Annotated in this window: 21 protein-coding genes; 6 read left to right on the top strand and 15 right to left on the bottom strand. The window is 49.3% G+C overall.

Annotation, left to right across the window (positions count from 1 at the left end):
• Positions 1-107 precede the first annotated feature (107 nt).
• From ACO6V1_RS17880 to ACO6V1_RS17855, 6 genes are all read right to left on the bottom strand, one after another.
• On the bottom strand, positions 108-2,174 hold the full coding sequence (locus tag ACO6V1_RS17880; protein ID WP_422450601.1) for a heavy metal translocating P-type ATPase: 2,067 nt from the start codon (positions 2,172-2,174) through the stop codon (positions 108-110).
• On the bottom strand, positions 2,171-2,470 hold the full coding sequence (locus ACO6V1_RS17875; RefSeq protein WP_269672297.1) for a YtxH domain-containing protein: 300 nt from the start codon (positions 2,468-2,470) through the stop codon (positions 2,171-2,173). The genes ACO6V1_RS17880 and ACO6V1_RS17875 overlap by 4 nt, the downstream gene beginning before the upstream one ends.
• Positions 2,457-2,768, bottom strand: coding sequence for a hypothetical protein (locus tag ACO6V1_RS17870; RefSeq protein ID WP_269672296.1), 312 nt, complete (start codon positions 2,766-2,768; stop codon positions 2,457-2,459). The genes ACO6V1_RS17875 and ACO6V1_RS17870 overlap by 14 nt, the downstream gene beginning before the upstream one ends.
• A 5-nt stretch (positions 2,769-2,773) precedes the next feature.
• Positions 2,774-3,127 carry a hypothetical protein gene (locus ACO6V1_RS17865; protein ID WP_422462650.1) on the bottom strand — a complete coding sequence of 118 codons (354 nt, stop codon included), beginning with the start codon at positions 3,125-3,127 and terminating at the stop codon, positions 2,774-2,776.
• Entirely contained in the window at positions 3,127-3,528 is a 402-nt protein-coding gene (locus ACO6V1_RS17860) for a hypothetical protein (protein WP_422462652.1), read from the bottom strand. Before ACO6V1_RS17860 ends, ACO6V1_RS17865 begins: the two co-directional genes overlap by 1 nt.
• A 127-nt stretch (positions 3,529-3,655) precedes the next feature.
• A complete protein-coding gene (locus tag ACO6V1_RS17855) occupies positions 3,656-3,991 on the bottom strand; it encodes a hypothetical protein (protein ID WP_422462654.1) in 336 nt (111 codons plus the stop codon).
• Between the two features lie 141 nt (positions 3,992-4,132).
• Here ACO6V1_RS17855 and ACO6V1_RS17850 point away from each other — a divergent pair, with 141 nt between their 5' ends.
• Complete coding sequence (locus ACO6V1_RS17850) at positions 4,133-4,492, top strand: HMA2 domain-containing protein (RefSeq protein ID WP_422462656.1); 360 nt, start codon at positions 4,133-4,135, stop codon at positions 4,490-4,492.
• Here ACO6V1_RS17850 and ACO6V1_RS17845 read toward each other — a convergent pair.
• From ACO6V1_RS17845 to ACO6V1_RS17820, 6 genes are all read right to left on the bottom strand, one after another.
• Complete coding sequence (locus ACO6V1_RS17845) at positions 4,479-4,901, bottom strand: hypothetical protein (RefSeq protein ID WP_422467883.1); 423 nt, start codon at positions 4,899-4,901, stop codon at positions 4,479-4,481. The two genes, ACO6V1_RS17850 and ACO6V1_RS17845, sit on opposite strands and share 14 nt — an antisense overlap.
• A gap of 83 nt (positions 4,902-4,984) precedes the next feature.
• Positions 4,985-5,572, bottom strand: a complete 588-nt coding sequence (locus ACO6V1_RS17840; protein ID WP_422462660.1) for a sulfite oxidase heme-binding subunit YedZ — start codon at positions 5,570-5,572, stop codon at positions 4,985-4,987.
• Positions 5,573-5,592: 20 nt separating this feature from the next.
• Entirely contained in the window at positions 5,593-6,630 is a 1,038-nt protein-coding gene (msrP, locus tag ACO6V1_RS17835; protein WP_422462662.1) for a protein-methionine-sulfoxide reductase catalytic subunit MsrP, read from the bottom strand.
• 170 nt (positions 6,631-6,800) lie between these two features.
• A complete protein-coding gene (gene pssA / locus ACO6V1_RS17830) occupies positions 6,801-7,628 on the bottom strand; it encodes a CDP-diacylglycerol--serine O-phosphatidyltransferase (protein ID WP_269676741.1) in 828 nt (275 codons plus the stop codon).
• 82 nt (positions 7,629-7,710) lie between these two features.
• A complete protein-coding gene (locus tag ACO6V1_RS17825; RefSeq protein WP_422467881.1) occupies positions 7,711-8,343 on the bottom strand; it encodes a LysR family transcriptional regulator in 633 nt (210 codons plus the stop codon).
• Positions 8,344-8,552: 209 nt separating this feature from the next.
• Positions 8,553-9,164, bottom strand: coding sequence for an aspartate/glutamate racemase family protein (locus tag ACO6V1_RS17820; RefSeq protein WP_422467879.1), 612 nt, complete (start codon positions 9,162-9,164; stop codon positions 8,553-8,555).
• A gap of 149 nt (positions 9,165-9,313) precedes the next feature.
• Between ACO6V1_RS17820 and ACO6V1_RS17815 the strand changes: the two genes are divergently transcribed.
• Positions 9,314-9,514 (top strand): YqaE/Pmp3 family membrane protein, encoded by a 201-nt coding sequence (locus tag ACO6V1_RS17815; protein WP_101749129.1) that lies wholly within the window; start codon positions 9,314-9,316, stop codon positions 9,512-9,514.
• Entirely contained in the window at positions 9,511-10,164 is a 654-nt protein-coding gene (locus tag ACO6V1_RS17810) for a DUF2959 domain-containing protein (RefSeq protein ID WP_422467877.1), read from the top strand. The genes ACO6V1_RS17815 and ACO6V1_RS17810 overlap by 4 nt, the downstream gene beginning before the upstream one ends.
• An 86-nt stretch (positions 10,165-10,250) precedes the next feature.
• Here ACO6V1_RS17810 and ilvC read toward each other — a convergent pair whose 3' ends face one another.
• A complete protein-coding gene (gene ilvC, locus ACO6V1_RS17805) occupies positions 10,251-11,267 on the bottom strand; it encodes a ketol-acid reductoisomerase (protein WP_101749131.1) in 1,017 nt (338 codons plus the stop codon).
• A gap of 194 nt (positions 11,268-11,461) precedes the next feature.
• Here ilvC and ilvY point away from each other — a divergent pair, with 194 nt between their 5' ends.
• A complete protein-coding gene (gene ilvY, locus ACO6V1_RS17800) occupies positions 11,462-12,346 on the top strand; it encodes an HTH-type transcriptional activator IlvY (RefSeq protein WP_422450704.1) in 885 nt (294 codons plus the stop codon).
• A 224-nt stretch (positions 12,347-12,570) separates the two neighbouring features.
• Here ilvY and ACO6V1_RS17795 read toward each other — a convergent pair whose 3' ends face one another.
• Both ACO6V1_RS17795 and ACO6V1_RS17790 read right to left on the bottom strand, forming a co-directional pair.
• Positions 12,571-12,825 carry a hypothetical protein gene (locus ACO6V1_RS17795; RefSeq protein ID WP_422462668.1) on the bottom strand — a complete coding sequence of 85 codons (255 nt, stop codon included), beginning with the start codon at positions 12,823-12,825 and terminating at the stop codon, positions 12,571-12,573.
• Positions 12,826-12,973: 148 nt separating this feature from the next.
• Positions 12,974-13,858, bottom strand: coding sequence for a hypothetical protein (locus tag ACO6V1_RS17790; RefSeq protein WP_422450590.1), 885 nt, complete (start codon positions 13,856-13,858; stop codon positions 12,974-12,976).
• An 87-nt stretch (positions 13,859-13,945) separates the two neighbouring features.
• Here ACO6V1_RS17790 and ACO6V1_RS17785 point away from each other — a divergent pair, with 87 nt between their 5' ends.
• Together ACO6V1_RS17785 and ACO6V1_RS17780 are read left to right on the top strand one after the other, a co-directional pair.
• Positions 13,946-14,140, top strand: coding sequence for a hypothetical protein (locus ACO6V1_RS17785; protein ID WP_422450589.1), 195 nt, complete (start codon positions 13,946-13,948; stop codon positions 14,138-14,140).
• An 867-nt stretch (positions 14,141-15,007) separates the two neighbouring features.
• Positions 15,008-16,831 carry an ankyrin repeat domain-containing protein gene (locus ACO6V1_RS17780; RefSeq protein ID WP_422450588.1) on the top strand — a complete coding sequence of 608 codons (1,824 nt, stop codon included), beginning with the start codon at positions 15,008-15,010 and terminating at the stop codon, positions 16,829-16,831.
• The last annotated feature ends 27 nt before the right edge of the window (positions 16,832-16,858 follow it).

The following is a 16,858-nucleotide window of genomic DNA, read 5'->3' as shown; positions in this document are numbered from 1 at the left end:
AATGACCGTTTGGGTCAGTCCGTGGAAGTGGGGAGCATTATACGCAATTGAATGACTGTGCCAACCCTCGGTTAGCACGTATATGACATTTCACTATTATACAGGCGTTATCGGGGTCTCTTTAAAGCGACTGAGCGTCCAAGCACTGCCAGCGTTGTACCATTATGCAGTAACGCACTAACTGCCGGACTCAGCCAGCCCATAGCCGCCGCCAGCATGATGCCGCTATTAATATACTCAGCCAGTTTGATATTACTTTGAATGGTCGACATCGCCAGCTGAGCCAGTTGCCGGGTTTCAGCAACGCCATAAAGTTTATCTTTCAACAGAACGACATCAGCAGCCTGTCTTGCCAGTTCAGTACCTTCACACATGGCTATACCAACATCAGCCATCGTCAACGCCGGTGCGTCATTGACACCATCCCCTACAAACATCACTTTTCGACCAGCTGCTTTTAACTGCTCGACAATGGCTGATTTGCTGTCGGGTGTTACCTCTGCATATACCTGGTTCAGCTGTAATTCACCACCCAGCACCCGGGCTTTGGCAACACGATCACCGGTAATCATGATCAGCTCATGAATACCGAGGTTACGCAGTTCATTCAGTGTCGCAACCGCATCTTCCCGAAGGTGATCCTTTAACCCGATCATGCCAATCAGCTTTTTATCATGAGAAATAAAGATCAGATGCCGCCCCATTTCCTCATACTTGATGATTTCATCTTCATAGGGCGTAAAATCTACGGACTCATGCTCTTCAAGAAAGTGGCGGCTGCCCATCATAAGACAGTAATCGTCCATAGTGCTTTTGAGACCATGAGCTATAACATACTCAACTTCACCATGTTCAATATGTGGTAGATCGTGATGCTTGGCAGCATTGACAATAGCCTTGGATAACGGGTGACTGCTGTGCTCCTCAACGGAAGCTGCAATAGCCAGCAGATCACGGCCTGTGTTGTTATTGCACAGAGGAACAACGTCCGTAACTTCCATATCGCTGTAAGTCAGTGTTCCTGTTTTATCAAATACACAGGTATCCACGGTCACCAGCTTTTCAATAGCACTTCCGCCCTTCAACAAAATGCCATTTTGAGCCGCACGGTACATGATGGATTTGAACGTTACCGGCGTGCTGAGCCTGAGAGCACAGGAATAATCCACCAGGAATACCGAGGCAACCCGATTAATATCCTGAGTGAGGGCAAACACGGCGGCTCCCATGGCCAGGGTAATGTTCACCCGGCGATCGGCCATATCCTGGGTAACCTGCTGAATTTCGCTTTTTTCACTGAGTGATTCATAAATCAGTTGGGCAATCCGGGCTGTGGTCGCCTCACTCCCTACCTTCTCAACCCGGACTGAAACCGTGCCATCGTGGACAGTGGTACCCGCATAAACCAGCGCACCTTCTTCGCGGCGGACAGGCACATTCTCTCCGGTCAACGTCGATTGATTAATAAACGCAGCACCGGATATCACAATACCATCAGCCGGTATTGCTGAGCCCGGCTGCAGTTCAATCAGGTCGCCAACCTGCAATGCGCCTGACTGAACCAACTCCCGGTGACCAGCACCATTGATCCGCCATACCTCACTTTCCTGCGGACGCATCAGATCTGCCAGCAGCTGATCACTGTTACGGCTGGTTTTCTGCTCCATATATTCGCCAAGGCTGATCAGGCTCTGGGTCATCATGGCGGTTTTATAATCACCCCGCCAGAAAGAGAGCCCAATAGCAATGGCATCAAGCACCTCAACGGAAACCCTGCGCTCTGCGAGGTCTGATAAACCTTCCATCAGGGCCGGTGCAATCAGCGCAGCCGTTGACAGCCCACCCCATTTATTGGGGAGTAATGCGGCCACCAGCGTTCCAAGGATATTCAGGGCGATATCACCACGGGTAAACTCATGCTTACTTTCTTCCTGCTCAGCTTCATCCAGATCAAGCTGAGATAAGCGGGCACTGATTATCTTTGCATCCAGCAGCTGTGTATCGTAGTGAACGACGATTGAACAGGCCGCTTCATTAATACGGATATCATGCAGTCCCTGAATACTCAACAACGCTTGCCTGATCCATGCGCCGGTATCCGGGTATTCCTGCAATACGGCGATTTTGAAGCGAATGCGTCCTGGCAAGTGATGCTTAACCTGCAAAACAGTCATTTGTCGCCTTTGTGGAGATTGCGGTAATACTCAAGTTCAGCCTGAGTATCTTCCAGACGCTCTTTCAACTCTTCAACTTCTCCACGAACAGCAGACCAGGCTTTTTCTCCCGTGGTCGCCATACCCTCTCTGAATTTTTTATTCGAGAGCAGATAGGCAACAGCAGCCCCAGCCGCCAGCCCCATAACAAAGTGGGTTTTACTGTTCTGCTGACGGTAAGCTGGCTCTCGACTTACGTCACCTGACTGAGAGTGGCCGTAGGCGTTATAGCCGTAGTAAGGGTTATGACCGGTCATGCTTTTTACTATCCAACAATTGATCCATTAAATAGAGGCCAGCGGTGCCTGCGGCAACCAGAGTCAGCATTGACAGGACCGGGCGGCCTGCCATCTTTTCCGCCGCATAAGTTGTCACGCCACTGACTGCGCCCGCCTGCAGGGCGGCTTTGACCGCCCCCCTGGCCAGCTCATGGGTATCCACGTCGCCCGCCTTATAGGTATTCCAGCGACTGATCACCGATGCTCCGCCACCCACCATGGCACCGGCAATCATGGCCCGGCTGGCGGTGCTGAGTTTCTTGTTTGCATTGCTCATCAGGATCACTCCGGTTGAGCGGGTTTCTCGTTGGCAGAAGCTTCTACCTCAACGATTTCAATCACCGGTTCAACATCTGGCTGCTCTTTTGGCGATTGATGTTTTTTTACCGATGCCTGAAAGCCCTGTTTACCCGCCGCATAGGTATCACGGAAAATTTCACCACCGGTGGTTACATTTTCCCGGACGGAATCAACCGTGTGACTGGCTTTTTCCTTAACAGCAGAACCGCTATTTTTGACCATATTGCCAGCGCCAGTCACCAAATCGACCAGCTTTCCACGCACCTTGTCATTGGTCAGCAAAAATGTGGCTGCGGCACCAATCAGGGCCCCCTGCCAGAAGCGTTTATCATTCATTATCGGACTTCCTCTGAGTTATTGTTTTCAGCTGACTTCGATGCTTCAGCTTCTGCCCCTTTGAGCATACTGCCGGCACTTGCCAGCATTTCCAGCAATTTCCCACGGACATTTTCATTACCCAGCAGCAACGCTGCAGCGGCACCGATCATCGCCCCTTTCCAGAATTCCCGATCATTAATGCCCAGAGTGCCCAGTAACTCTTTAAACATCCCGGCGTCTTCTCCCAGGGCATTCTCCACCATGGCCTGAGCCTGCTCAGCCAGTGGATGAGCGGGTTGAGGCGCATTTTGTGCTGGCATATCGGGCTGGTAGCCAGGCCAGTATGGTGGTGGAGGCATCATGGCCGGATGATGGTAACCCGGGTGTCCATAATAAGATGGAGGTGACGGATAAGGCATATGCCCCATGCACGCGGCATAAGGGTTATAGCCGGGGTGTCCTTAGGCACCGTTGGGCGGCATTCCGTTGGGCGGCATATTGTCATAGTGTCCGAAGGCTGGCTCTTCTGCAGCCTTCTTTGCATCGTTACTCATGGCGACTTTTATCCAGTTCCAAACACCTGGCTATCCGATAACAGGCTTGTTCAGCATCAGCTTCAGACTCACAAAACAGTGCATCAACCCATTGTGGGTTAATAGTCTCTGCATCGTAATCAATCACTACACTATCAGTGGCACTGTTAAGTTTGTAATTCTTGAAAGCGGGGATATCAGAAAGCACCGTTTCGATATCCGCCACCTTAAAACCGACCAGTTTTGTCAAGATACCCAGCTTGTACTTAAGACGAATTCTCCCGGGAAAATGATGGCCGATTGCCACCCAGCGCCTGAGCATCAGGGCTTGTTTGATGTGTTTATGCATGGGCCGGAATATAGCACTAATACAGGGAAAACAAGTCTGAGGTCATTGCACGACTGAAAATATCTATTCTTCTTTTGATTTACATCAACTGTGATGATAGTGTCGCAAATGATAATTATTATCAGTAGCGCTAAAGCACTTATGAATACTTACATTCATCAAACAAATAAAAGAGTTAGAATTCGATCTGATTATATTCGCCAGAATCCTGAAAAGGTCAGCAGGCTTATTACCAAACTTGGCAAGATCAACGCCATACAGCGTGTGACCCATAAACGACATGCAGGCTCAGTGGCCATTCAATTTGATAACAACGAACTGGATAGTAAAAGCCTGCTGGATATTCTGGACAGTAATGGCTGGCTGCAATCGGATGGACGCCCCTCTTTTATTGAAAATGCCGTTGTTTCCGGCACCAAGACCTTTGCCAGAGGTATGGTTGGCCTGGCCTTAACGCGTCTGGTGGGTCCCTCCGTCAGCCGAGTTATTATGAGCTTGTAGTCCCAAATTTTTTAGCGGCACATTTACAGATGCCGCTGGCTTTTGCCGGACATTGTTTACAGGGTGGGCTTTTCAGGGGAATGTGCAGTATGGACTGTTCACGCCGGGGTTTTTCCACTGCCGACTGTAGAGAATCAGAAGAGACGCCGACTGAAGCGAATGGTGCCTCGTTGCCTTCCTGAAACCAGGATATCAATGGATTGCATGGCGCAGCCAGTTCTCTGGCAGCGCTGACGACAGCATCCTGAACAATGGATTTTACCTCAGGTGAGAACACCTGAACCTTTTCTGCAACACCAACACTTTGTCTTCCAGCCAGTGCCTGCAGTTGCATCCATGATCTGGTTTGCAGTTTGGCTGACTTTTTACCGAGCTTTTTTAGTTTTTTTAATGCACTACTCGAACTCATGTTTCAGTCTCCCGATACAGCAAACCGAACACTACCATGATGCAAATAAAAATGAATCTTATTTACAACACTTGAAAATATAGCTACCGCTTTCTGCCAAAAGAAAACACCCGGGTCCTCAGCAGCAGCAGGATCGCCAGTAAAGCGCCATAAATGACAGGTTCCGTATAGTCACTTTTAACCAGCCAGAGAAAATGAATAACCGCAAGAACAGCAGCAACGTAGACCAGCCGATGTAATTGGCTCCACTGCCTCCCCAGCCGCTTCATCATTTTTTTTGTTGAAGTCACACCCAGCGCAACCAGAATCGATAGTGAAAAAGCACCGACAATAATATAAGAACGCTTATAAAGGTCTTCTAACAGTGTCTGCCATTCCCAGGACAGCATAAATGCCAGGTAAGCCAATAGATGCAAAGCTGCATAGAATAAGGCGAATAAACCCAGCATCCGCCGGAACCGAATCAGTTTTCCTATACCCGTCAGCCGTCGTGTTGGTGAGATAGCCAGCGATAAGAGCAAAAATATTAATGCCCACTCTCCCAGCCCGTGGGTAAGAGCGCTGGCAGGGTCTGGCCCCAGATTGTTTTCCAGAGCCTTTATGATCAGATCGGCTAATGGAAAAAGGCTGAGAGGAAATACAGCAAGCTTGATGTTGGCAACCCGATCCATAGCCCTATCCTTTTTACAACTCAGTAAAAGCGTGTTAAATCCATGCCCTTGTATAAGTCAGCCACTTCTTCGCCGTAGCCATTAAAAGGCTGAGTCTCAATCCGGTTAGGTGCCAGCAGTGTACTTGGCAACCGTCGTTCATGTTTCTGGCTCCAGCGAGGGTGATCAACCGCAGGGTTTACATTGGCATAGAACCCGTACTCCTGAGGTGCTGAGGTTTCCCAGGTGGTTTTCGGCTGCTGTTCGGTCAGACGAATTTTCACTATGGATTTGATGCTTTTGAAACCATACTTCCAGGGCACCACCAGCCGGAACGGCGCACCATTCTGATTGGGTAAGATATCGCCATATAGCCCGGTCGCCATCAGGGTTAGCGGGTTCATGGCTTCATCGATTCTCAGCCCTTCAACATAAGGCCAGTCCAGGGAGCCAAAGGATGCCTTCTGCCCCGGCATCTGCTCAGGGTCATGCAGTGTGGTGAACTCGACAAAACGGGCTTTGGACGTCGGCTCAAACTGCTTAAGGATATTGGCCAGCGGGATACCAATCCAGGGGATCACCATGGACCAGGCTTCAACACATCGCAGCCGATAGATGCGTTCTTCCATCGTGTGAGGCTTGAGAATATCTTCCAGATGGTATCGACCGGGCCTGGCAACCTCACCTTCCACCACCACTGACCATGGATCGGTTTTCAGAGAATGAGCATTCCTGACCGGATCACCTTTCCCTGTGCCAAACTCGTAAAAGTTATTGTAGGAAGTAACCACTTGATGTGGTGTCAATGCTTCAGTTGTCGTGTAAACGTCAGGATTAAATGCAAGAACCTGCTTTTTTAGCCATTCGGGACCCGGCTGAGAAGGAAGAACATCGTCTTGCGCTTTTTTACTGATGGCTTTGGCTTCGCCTTCCTGGGAGCACCCTGCCAACATCAGCCCCAGCCCGGCCAGGGCAAAACGCCCGGACTGCTGCATAAAACGTCGTCGGTCATGATAGATATGCTCGGGTGTAATTTCACTACTGCCGATATCTGAACGTTTTTTTATTTTCAGTAGCATGATATCTCCTTACCAAACACTGCATTATATTACGGTCATTCTGGCGAGGCGATCACATGAAAGGCCGCATTTCCAAATAATGCCAAGGGATATTGCCGAGCTCAAGCATCCATCTCTCGCAGGTATAAAAAAAGCCAGCAATGCCGGCTTTAAAAAGAAGCTAAGAGAAACTAAACCGTTTGATCACTCTTGTTGTCACCAAGCCGCCAGATCGCAGTAATCGGGCCAGAGCAGGCATAAGCGAGAAAGATCATCAGCAGTGTACGGGGCGGGTCCATAAACACCACGGCAAAGGCCAGAACCATCGCCAGCAGGAACACAAAGTGTACCCGACCTCTCAGATCAATCTTCTTGAAGCTCTGATAACGAATATTGCTGACCATAAGGACACCAGCTCCACCGGTAATCAGCGCACCAAGTATGGCAATGAAGGTGGACTCACCATCCAGGCCAAAGTCACTTAGTGCCCATACCATGCCAATCACTACCGCTGCCGCCGCCGGACTGGCCAGGCCGGTAAAGTAGCGACTGTCGGTGACTTCAATCTGGGCATTAAACCGGGCCAGCCGCAGGGCTGCACAAGCCGCATAGACAAACGCAATCATCCAGCCAAACTTGCCAAGGTCCTGCAACGCCCAGCTGAAAACTACCATGGCCGGGGCAACACCAAAGGTGACCATATCTGCCAGGCTGTCATACTGCTCACCAAACTTGCTCATGGTGTTGGTCATCCTGGCGACACGACCATCCAGACCATCCAGAATCATGGCGACAAATACGGCAATACAGGCCAGGGAAAAATGCCCCGCCTGCGCAGCGATAACGGCGTAAAAACCACAAAACAGGTTGCCGGTGGTGAAAAGGTTGGGTAACAGGTAGATCCCTTTGCGACGAATCGCCTGCCCTTCTTCAATCACCTCTTCTTCGTGCTCGTCTACAGGAAAAAAACCGTCGACGGCATCTTTATTACTCTCCGGCTTTTCCATTTTCTCAGTCATTGGCGCATCTGCTCATCATTACAGAATCAGCGTGAGACTGTATCACGAATACGCTTTTTGAGGGACACCGTCAGATCAAACATTAGGTCAGCAACCACCCCTGCTGACATCGTTTACCAAGTGCCGACCAGAACCGCTCAGCGCCAGCGTGCAGACGAACATCATTTCGGTAAAGCTTGATTTCAATAGAGCCCCAATACTTCTCCCGCTGATCCAGGTCGGCAAAGTCCACCAGCTGGCCACTGGCCAGCTCATCAACAATGGCATAACCCGGCAGCCAGGCAATGCCCGCACCTTTGAGAGCCATCACTTTGAGCAGGTTGGTCAGGGACGATTCCATCACCGGCTGAAAACGGGGCAGGTTGTCGATCTTTCTCAGCAGGCCGTTCACCTGACGCCCCATAAAGGCCCCGGGACTGTAACCCAGCAGCGGAATCGACCCGAGCTGACCACTCAGGCGAAAGAGTGGTTGTACGCCGTCGTCCATCTGGCGCAACAGATTGCGCGCCGTGGTATGAAACAGCCGCCCTTCGGGGGTCAGTGCCAGGGGTGTTGTGGTGCGGTCGATGAGTTCCACCCCCAGGGCGTGCTCAAGGCTGCGAATGCGACGGCTGAAAGCGGGCTGAGTGACATTACGATGCTGCGCCGCACGGGAAAAATTCCGCAGCTCGGCCAAAGCCAGAAAATCTTCCAGCCATTTAGTTTCCAGATGCATCCTGTTTCAACTTGCTGAATGGTCTGCGGCGAGTCTGACATAAAACAGTGAGCAAGAAATACAGGCAGAAGACAGCGACTTAATAAACGCTGCCTTTTTGCTCTGCGGGTTACGCCGCCTGTTTTTCGCCCAGGTAATGATTGTCGTGGCCGGAGTAATACCAATCGACACAGGCTCTGGCTAACAGCTCGGTGGCGTCAATGCACCGCTCAGGTTGCTGCTGTGCAATGCTTGCCAGCCATTTCTGTGCAACCGAGGATAACGGCTTCGGCACCACCTGCAAGCAGGCCATCAAACACCATCTGCATACCCCGGGAGCCTTGCTCCGGGCGACCGGCTTTAATGTCGTAAATCGCAGTCATCAGCTGTTGCTGGGCGAGATCGTCCGGCACTTGGCACTCTCCACCCAAAGCGCCGATACGCTGTTTATAAACCCCCGCCGCCACGGTGGTGTTGGTTGCCATCAGGCCCACATTGGTGATGCCGCGCCGGACAAGCTCCTGACACACAACATCGATAATGCTGATCATTTTTACCGTGCTGTGCGCTTGCAGGGCACCAAACCAGTAATGCGCAGTATTGCAGGGAATCACGATGCACGTCGCACCGGCGTTTTCCAGCCGCTTTAAGCCCTGCAACAAGGATGGCAGAGGGTCTTTACCGCCCTGTAAAATGCAGGCACTGCGATCAGGTATTTGCGGTACGTTGTGTACCAGCATCGGCAAATGCTCCTGATCGCTGTTCGCCAGACTCAGGGCGATCACTTTCTGCATAAAATCCACGGTAGCCAGCGGCCCCATTCCCCCAAGGATACCCAGCATTGCTATGCTCCCAACCATATCGGGTTATTGAACACAGTGTTTGCCAAACCACCATGGGTTGTGAAATGCTGAAAATGGCCGGTTTATGCCGAAAAAGCATTGTGATACAAAATCGGGCAATAGTTAATTAGTGAACAGGTTGACAGGTTATGCGCTATTTTCTGGCCATTATTTTACCGCCGCTGGCTGTGCTACTCTGCGGTAAGCCATTTCAAGTGATCTTGAATATTATCCTTACCTTATGTGCCTGGTTGCCGGGTGTTATCCATGCGTTGTTTGTGGTGAATAGCCATTTGGCCGACAAACGCAACAAAGAACTGATCGACGCCATTGAGAAGAATCACCGATGAAAACTGCAACACTGAAGACAGCCACCCTGTTCGTAGCGACGCTCCTGCTGGCCGGTTGCCAGAGCACTTATTACAGCGCCATGGAAAAAGTAGGCATCCATAAGCGCGATATTATGGTGGATCGCATTGAAGATACCCAAACTGCACAGGAGCAGGCACAGGTGCAATTCCAAAGTGCACTGGAGCAATTCCAGAGTGTTATCAACTTTGAGGGTGGCGACCTGGAAGCCGCCTACAATGACCTGAACTCAGAATACCAGGACAGCCTGGCCGCTGCAGAGCGAGTAAGAGACCGCATTGCCAGTGTCCAGAATGTGTCTGATGTGCTGTTTGACGAATGGGAAGACGAACTCAATCTCTACAAGAGCGATAGTCTGCGCAGAGCCAGTGCCCAGAAGCTGAAAGACACCCGACGTCAGTATCAGCGTATGATGGTCAGTCTGGAAAAATCTGAACAACGGATGCAGCCGGTGCTGGATGCCTTTCAGGATCAGGTGCTTTATCTAAAGCATAACCTGAATGCCCGGGCCATCAGTGCATTGAAAGGGGAGTTCAACACCATCAAGGCGGATATTGATCGCCTGATCAGTGATATGCAGGTTTCCATTGACCAGTCACGGCAGTTTATTCAAGCGCTCAAGCAGCCCTGATTTTCGGCTCTTTATCTTCAACGAAAAACAGGATATTTCTTGCGAAATATCCTGTTTTTTCAAACGGCAACTCTAACTACCCAGTCTTAGTTTTTCTCTTTATCAACCAGCTTGTTCGCGGTGATCCAGGGCATCATTTCCCGCAGTTGGGCACCCACTTTCTCAATCGGGTGGGCCGCATTATTGCGACGATAGGCAGTCATTGATGGATAATTCAGAGCACCTTCAGAGATAAACTTCTTGGCATACTCACCGTTCTGAATATCTTTCAGCGCTTCACGCATTGCCTTGCGGGACTCGTCGTTGATCACCCGTGGGCCGGTCACATACTCACCGTACTCCGCATTGTTGGAGATGGAGTAGTTCATATTGGCGATACCGCCTTCGTACATCAGGTCAACAATCAGCTTGAGTTCGTGGAGACACTCAAAGTAAGCCATTTCCGGTGCGTAGCCCGCTTCCGTCAGGGTTTCAAAACCGGCCTTGACCAGCTCAACAGCACCACCACAAAGCACGGCCTGTTCACCAAAAAGGTCGGTTTCCGTTTCATCTTTAAACGTCGTTTCGATGATACCGGTACGACCACCGCCGACACCTGACGCGTAGGAGAGCGCAACGTCTTTGGCCTGGCCGGAAGCGTCCTGGAAAATAGCAATCAGGTCTGGGATGCCGCCGCCTTTAACGAACTCTGAGCGCACAGTATGGCCCGGTGCCTTGGGGGCAATCATGATGACATCAAGATCAGCACGAGGTACTACCTGGTTGTAGTGGATGGCGAAACCATGGGCAAAAGCCAGGGTCGCTCCCTGCTTCAGGTTCGGTTCAATCACCTCCCGGTAAAGCTGGGACTGGAACTCGTCCGGTGTCAGAATCATAACCACATCAGCCTGAGCGACAGCCTGAGGTACTTCTGCCACCAGGAGACCCGCTGCTTCCGCCTTGGCCCAGGAAGAAGAGCCCTTACGCAGGCCAACCGTTACTTCAACACCAGAGTCTTTCAGGTTATTAGCGTGGGCATGACCCTGGGAGCCATAGCCAATGATAGAGACTTTTTTGCCACGGATAATGGAGAGGTCACAGTCTTTATCGTAATAAACTTTCATCGAATAACTCCTGAAAGAAAACACCAGTCCGGTGGATTTAGGCTTGTTATTTACACAGCGGCTTCCCACAGTCACCGCTCTCCCAACGTGGGGTACACCATAACCGATAGGTGATTCTGCGTATAGTTGCATTTAGTGATATATTTGCAACTTAAAATTGCAAAATATGAAATAACCCTGATTTCCCTATGGCTATAGACCTTCGCCCTCTGAAACAGTTCCTCGCACTGGCAGAATCCCTGCATTTCAACAGGGCCAGCCTTATTTGCCATGTCAGCCCGTCAACCCTGAGTCGCAACATCAAGCAGCTGGAAGATCAGCTGGGGGTGACACTGTTTGAAAGGAACAATCGAAGTGTCTCGCTCACACCAAAAGGCAAACGATTTCAGGCTTATGCCCGTGAAGCGCTCTCGCAATGGGACATAATTCATCATGAACTGGTGGCTGGTGCCGGGGAACTTCACGGTTCATTGAGCGTGTATTGCTCAGTCACCGCCAGTTATAGCTTTCTCTATGAGATTCTCAGCCAGTTTCGACCAAGATACCCGGGCATTGAAATCAAACTGCACACCGGTGATCCTGAGCCAGCGATTCAACGGGTATTAACCGAACAGGAAGACCTGGCCATTGCCGCCAGGCCTGACAACCTTCCTGCCGGACTGGCATTTCAGCAAATAGCCGTTTCACCGCTACGGTTTATTGCCCCTGTTGAATCCCGGCTGGCAGAAACCCTTAACGCCAAATCCCTGCTGGTTGATGACTTTGAAGGCATTCCCATGATTTTGCAGGAACAGGGAATAGCAAGGCAAAGACTGGATGCCTGGTTTCAGGCTAATGGCAGACACCCACAAATCTATGCCCAGGTGGCTGGCAATGAGGCCATTGTCAGTATGGTCAGCCTTGGTTTTGGTGTTGGTGTGGTTCCTGAGATTGTCTTGAATAACAGCCCGCTGGCTGGAAAGGTTCAGGTATTAACAGTCAGTCCGGAACTTAGGCCTTATCAAGTGGGGCTGTGTGTACTGGAAAAAAAGTTAAAGAATCCACTGATTGCCGCATTCTGGCAGCAGCTATCCGAGTAAACGGGCTTGCACGTCACTGAATGAGTTGTTTTTTATAAAGGTAGAACGGCTGTATTTGGAAAATCCAAAAACAGGGGATGTTGCTGTGCAAGGGTGACTGGATTCTGGTTGTAGACGGAAGAGTTCTTCCATGCAGACCGTCTACGTTTGATGAACATTACGAACAGGCTGAGTCTTTGCGTAAGGCGCACTGATTCCCTTGATGCTGTTCGTTAGGTGACGTGTTACTTGCTGGCAAGGTGGTTAACGATTTGAATGAGCAACTCTTCGGTTTTGTCGAAACGGCGATCAATCGCATCCAAACGGTGATCAACCGCGTCGAAACGGCGATCAACCGCATCCAAACGGCGATCAACCTCTTTGAACTTCTCACGTTGTTCATTGAGGATCAGGGATACAACTCCATGAGTTGCTTCAAGGATTTTGTTGTTTTCCTGGAACGCATAGTCGAGAGCGTTTACCTTGGCTTCCAGTGACATAGGTACTGCCTGTTTTTATTGAATGAGCCATGAACATAGCAGACTTTGAGGGATGGCACAGAGACACCTGACAATGTACTTATACGAACTCGTTTCGCATCAGCAACATATCCATTTGTGAAGCCATATTTGATTGCTACTTCTATCCTTAATGATGCCGTTCCGATGCACCAGAGCCGGGTGAGGGATCCTCCAGTTTAATCGTTATATGCAGGGAGTCATTTTGCACAATTTCAGGATTGCTCAGATCATTCAGCGCCAGGAATTTAGAAAAACCCCATCCGCTATTTACCCGCTTTTGCGGTTTTTGGAAGCCTGGCTTCTCCTCAGAGGCAAACATTCCCCCTGCACGTTTGGCAGGGTCATTTTGATCAATCAGAGACACCGAGATCATCTTATTCATTGGCCAGCGAATCTGCTCATCGTATTGACCTTTCCACACAGCAATATAGACCCCGAGATAACCTCTTGCACTGGCTTGTTCATAAGAAGAAAGTTGTCCGGACACACAGTAGCGGTCTGTTGTATAGACTGCAGGACAATAATGACTCTGATCTTTCCTTGTTGCGGCATCTGCCAGCCATGACTGGACCCCATCTATTCGCCATAAAAAAACGTCAACACATCTACCTGTATTATCAGACGACTCCATGGGAGACAAACTTCCAGCCGTTACGTAAGATCGCTGCAGGTTAGTCAGGTATCTTTGCTCGGCGGCTAAACTCTCGACAGCTGATTGCCGGGCACTTCGGAAAACAAAACTATTGAACTGTCGCTCCATGTTACCAGTGCGTTCCTCCAATCGATCAAGCCGCGTTCGCAATCTGTCGATGTTCCGATTCGCATTGCCTAAGCAGAGAACGGCTCTCGTCAATAATGGCAGCAGGTTCTCTGCATCTCGTTTCAATACCTGAAGCGTTCCTTGATCCAGTGCTTCATATTTCTGAGTCAGAGATTGTATCCTCGCACTTTGTTTTTTCTCTGAATTCATGAGTTGTGCTTGCAGCTCTTTTAGCTGCTTACCCTGCATCATTAATTTGGTGCTGTCGGGAATTCCATCACATTCATCCAGGTGAGATTTGACCTCCCGGTAAGGGCCTTTCCAGGTGCAGGCCGATTCATGGCAAGGTTCAAATGTGGTAGCAGAAGGGCATGGTATCTCTGTGTGCCCGAAACTGCGGGTTTCGGCAATGTCATCCACGACATCGGAGCCGTCAAGTGGACATTTGGGCATTTGAGTCAGGGTTCCAGGGCTGGAGGTCAACTGACAATCCCGGCACAAAAGATGCCCTTCTCCCAGACACTGCGCTATTGATGTTATCAAATGGTTTTCACCGCTGCATTGTATTTTTTTCGAAGGAAGACCCATTGAAAAACAAACGTTTCGATGAGAAAAAGTGGCCGTTTGGGATTTTTTCGGAACATCGGCAGGATCACTGGTATTAGCAGTGGCAATTGAAGCCTGGGCTGAAATCGGTGTCATTATGATTTCCTCTTTAACTGCCCTGGAATGTTTGACGACTGTTTTCAATATCACCCGATGACTTACAGCATGGGCAGTCTAGATCTTATCTGAGGTAGATCAAGTGTCTATTCAACATCCTGGCATAGCCCGATGATTGAGCTCACATATCTATTTTCAATCCTTGCAGTGGAATAATTCTTAACCTCCTATAGTATAAATTCTCGTGGTACCTATTGGGACATTCAGTTATGCAGTTATAACTATTTCAAGACTTCAAGATCTTCTTAATGCTATTCCGTTAAATAATTATCAACACAAAAGTAGTGAAATACTCGTATTAACGCTTTTTCAGCCAGTAACGGAAATTGCGTTGGAGATACATTTATGATTAGTAATAATTCTACATTTCAACCTCAATTCACCAATGAACGGCTAAAACAAGAAGAAATAATTTAACGAGAAAAAGGTACCCGGAATATTGCTGATGGCCATGCCAGCCTGGAAACCCACAATATAAAAAAATCTTTCAGAATGATATTTGTGTAAGTAGCTAACCAGGTAAATAAACCTGAAAACACCCTGGAAAAATGATTATCCTTTTCTACAGAGAAACTGAACTAATAGCTTATAGACCAATCTAACCACTCAGGCAGTTTTAAATCTGATTAATTAATTTGTCAATCATCTGTAACGTATTGAGGCTTTAGTATTTTAGTAATGAATAATGTCTATCACTGTAACCCGATACCAACTACTGCTGCCCCGTTGGTCTCTCAACCAGAAGATGTGGAAACTGAAAAATGCGCTATCTGCCTTGAAAACCCGGGTAACAGTGGTATTGTTGCGACGTTTCCCTGTACCCATATCTATCACAGTTGGTGCATTGATCAGTGGCTTACAGACTCAAAACATGCCGATTTCGGCTGTCCACTCTGTAAACGGAAAATTGCCCATTGTTTGTACTCTGAGAAGACGCCACTCCACGTGGCAGCTGCCAGAGGCCGGTCTGATTTTGTCGAGGGCTTGCTTGAACAGGGTGCAAACGCCACTGCCATCACCAAAGGCGGGATAACTGCCCTGCACTGCGCGGCTAGCAAAGGTGATGTAGCGACGATCAAGTGTCTTGTTAACCACGGTGCCGACATCAATGCCCTCACTCCCCCCAGGCACGGTGATACTCCCCTCCACCTTGCGATGTTAAATAGTCATGAAGCGGCCATAATTGCCCTTATTGACAGTGGCGCTGGCATTAATCACCTCGTCCCGGATGAAAGATGCCCACTTCACTTTGCAGCTGCAAAAGGTTTCCTTAATGTCATTAAGATTTTGCTTGACAAAGGCGCTGATATCACTGCCGGTAGCAGGACCCCCCTCCATTTTGCGGTAGAACATGGGCAACATGATTCCATTCGGCTATTGCTTGACAGGGGCGCTAATATTGATGCCCAAGCCTCATGGTTGCCAAAAGTGTTTAGGGTTGAAACGACAATACACCATTTTTTTAACATAGGAAGAATGAGGGAGAGAACCGATAAATCCACAGTAAGATACGGTGAAAGGGAATTCCACCGGAAACAGTACAAAAAAACACCACTTCACATTGCTATTGAGACCGGTCAGGTTGAGACCGTTGATCTTCTGCTGACCGCTGGCGCAGCCACCAATGTACTTATTGGCCGTGGCGAGACGCTATGGAGCTGGATAAACAGAGTAAACAAACTGACTACACCCATCATCAGGTCGTTAGCCAGTGCCCTGTGCCGCTCTGAGGCACCTTGTGACGATATGCGTGCCGGGTTGCTCAGTGAACTGATTAAAATCAATGACTGGAATTTATTCGACCAATTGCTAGCCAGAACTCCGGGGGCTGACATTAACACGCTTCATTATCCAGGCTCTTGTAAATCAGCCTTTCACGAGGTGATTATGGAGGGACAAAAAGACAAAATCCAGGCCATGATAACCCGGAGTGCTGACGTTAATACCCTTTACCATTCTGGATGGACGCCCCTGCACTGTGCAGTCTTCAGTCACCACGCACATGACGCCATTGAGGTACTGATTGCCTGTAAAGTTGACGTCAATGCCAAAAACAGCCGGGGACAAACACCTCTGCATCTTGCGGCTAAATCTGGTAAGTCAAAGGTTATTGATCAACTGATTGGCCATGGTGCTTTCGTCAATGCTACCACCAGCAGAGTGGATGTCACACCAGATGCGCTGGCAAAGGATGTTGGCATGATGACCCCCCTCCATTATGCGGCCATTGAAGGTCATTCAAATGCAGTTCAGCGCCTGATTGACCAAGGTGCCTCCACCAAAGACAGAGCCCAGAACGGAAAGACCGCCCTTGAACTTTCAGAAACTGTTCTAACGATAGCTCGAGAGAGCTTAGCGGTAGGCCGCACCCTTCATGCTATGTTCCCCTTTGGCAATCCGGGACCAGTCTTGAATAACAAAATAGCAGAAATCAAAACCTACTCAGGCATCGTCAATCTTCTGAAGGTTCAGACATCAGTAAATCTATCTGAGGACCTTTGATGTTGTTATTCAATCGGGGGCAAAATA

The organism is Endozoicomonas sp. ALC013, from assembly GCF_049310205.1.
Lineage (GTDB): Bacteria > Pseudomonadota > Gammaproteobacteria > Pseudomonadales > Endozoicomonadaceae > Endozoicomonas.
This window is presented reverse-complemented; position numbering and strand designations above follow the sequence as displayed.

Coding starts and splice junctions, on each gene's coding strand:
- ACO6V1_RS17880 (WP_422450601.1), bottom strand. CDS start 2,174: ATGACTGTTTTGCAGGTTAAGCATCACTTGCCAGGACGCATTCGCTTC.
- ACO6V1_RS17875 (WP_269672297.1), bottom strand. CDS start 2,470: ATGACCGGTCATAACCCTTACTACGGCTATAACGCCTACGGCCACTCT.
- ACO6V1_RS17870 (WP_269672296.1), bottom strand. CDS start 2,768: ATGAGCAATGCAAACAAGAAACTCAGCACCGCCAGCCGGGCCATGATT.
- ACO6V1_RS17865 (WP_422462650.1), bottom strand. CDS start 3,127: ATGAATGATAAACGCTTCTGGCAGGGGGCCCTGATTGGTGCCGCAGCC.
- ACO6V1_RS17860 (WP_422462652.1), bottom strand. CDS start 3,528: ATGCCTTATCCGTCACCTCCATCTTATTATGGACACCCGGGTTACCAT.
- ACO6V1_RS17855 (WP_422462654.1), bottom strand. CDS start 3,991: ATGCATAAACACATCAAACAAGCCCTGATGCTCAGGCGCTGGGTGGCA.
- ACO6V1_RS17850 (WP_422462656.1), top strand. CDS start 4,133: ATGAATACTTACATTCATCAAACAAATAAAAGAGTTAGAATTCGATCT.
- ACO6V1_RS17845 (WP_422467883.1), bottom strand. CDS start 4,901: ATGAGTTCGAGTAGTGCATTAAAAAAACTAAAAAAGCTCGGTAAAAAG.
- ACO6V1_RS17840 (WP_422462660.1), bottom strand. CDS start 5,572: ATGGATCGGGTTGCCAACATCAAGCTTGCTGTATTTCCTCTCAGCCTT.
- msrP (WP_422462662.1), bottom strand. CDS start 6,630: ATGCTACTGAAAATAAAAAAACGTTCAGATATCGGCAGTAGTGAAATT.
- pssA (WP_269676741.1), bottom strand. CDS start 7,628: ATGACTGAGAAAATGGAAAAGCCGGAGAGTAATAAAGATGCCGTCGAC.
- ACO6V1_RS17825 (WP_422467881.1), bottom strand. CDS start 8,343: ATGCATCTGGAAACTAAATGGCTGGAAGATTTTCTGGCTTTGGCCGAG.
- ACO6V1_RS17820 (WP_422467879.1), bottom strand. CDS start 9,164: ATGCTGGGTATCCTTGGGGGAATGGGGCCGCTGGCTACCGTGGATTTT.
- ACO6V1_RS17815 (WP_101749129.1), top strand. CDS start 9,314: ATGCGCTATTTTCTGGCCATTATTTTACCGCCGCTGGCTGTGCTACTC.
- ACO6V1_RS17810 (WP_422467877.1), top strand. CDS start 9,511: ATGAAAACTGCAACACTGAAGACAGCCACCCTGTTCGTAGCGACGCTC.
- ilvC (WP_101749131.1), bottom strand. CDS start 11,267: ATGAAAGTTTATTACGATAAAGACTGTGACCTCTCCATTATCCGTGGC.
- ACO6V1_RS17795 (WP_422462668.1), bottom strand. CDS start 12,825: ATGTCACTGGAAGCCAAGGTAAACGCTCTCGACTATGCGTTCCAGGAA.
- ACO6V1_RS17790 (WP_422450590.1), bottom strand. CDS start 13,858: ATGATGCAGGGTAAGCAGCTAAAAGAGCTGCAAGCACAACTCATGAAT.
- ACO6V1_RS17785 (WP_422450589.1), top strand. CDS start 13,946: ATGGCAAGGTTCAAATGTGGTAGCAGAAGGGCATGGTATCTCTGTGTG.
- ACO6V1_RS17780 (WP_422450588.1), top strand. CDS start 15,008: ATGAATAATGTCTATCACTGTAACCCGATACCAACTACTGCTGCCCCG.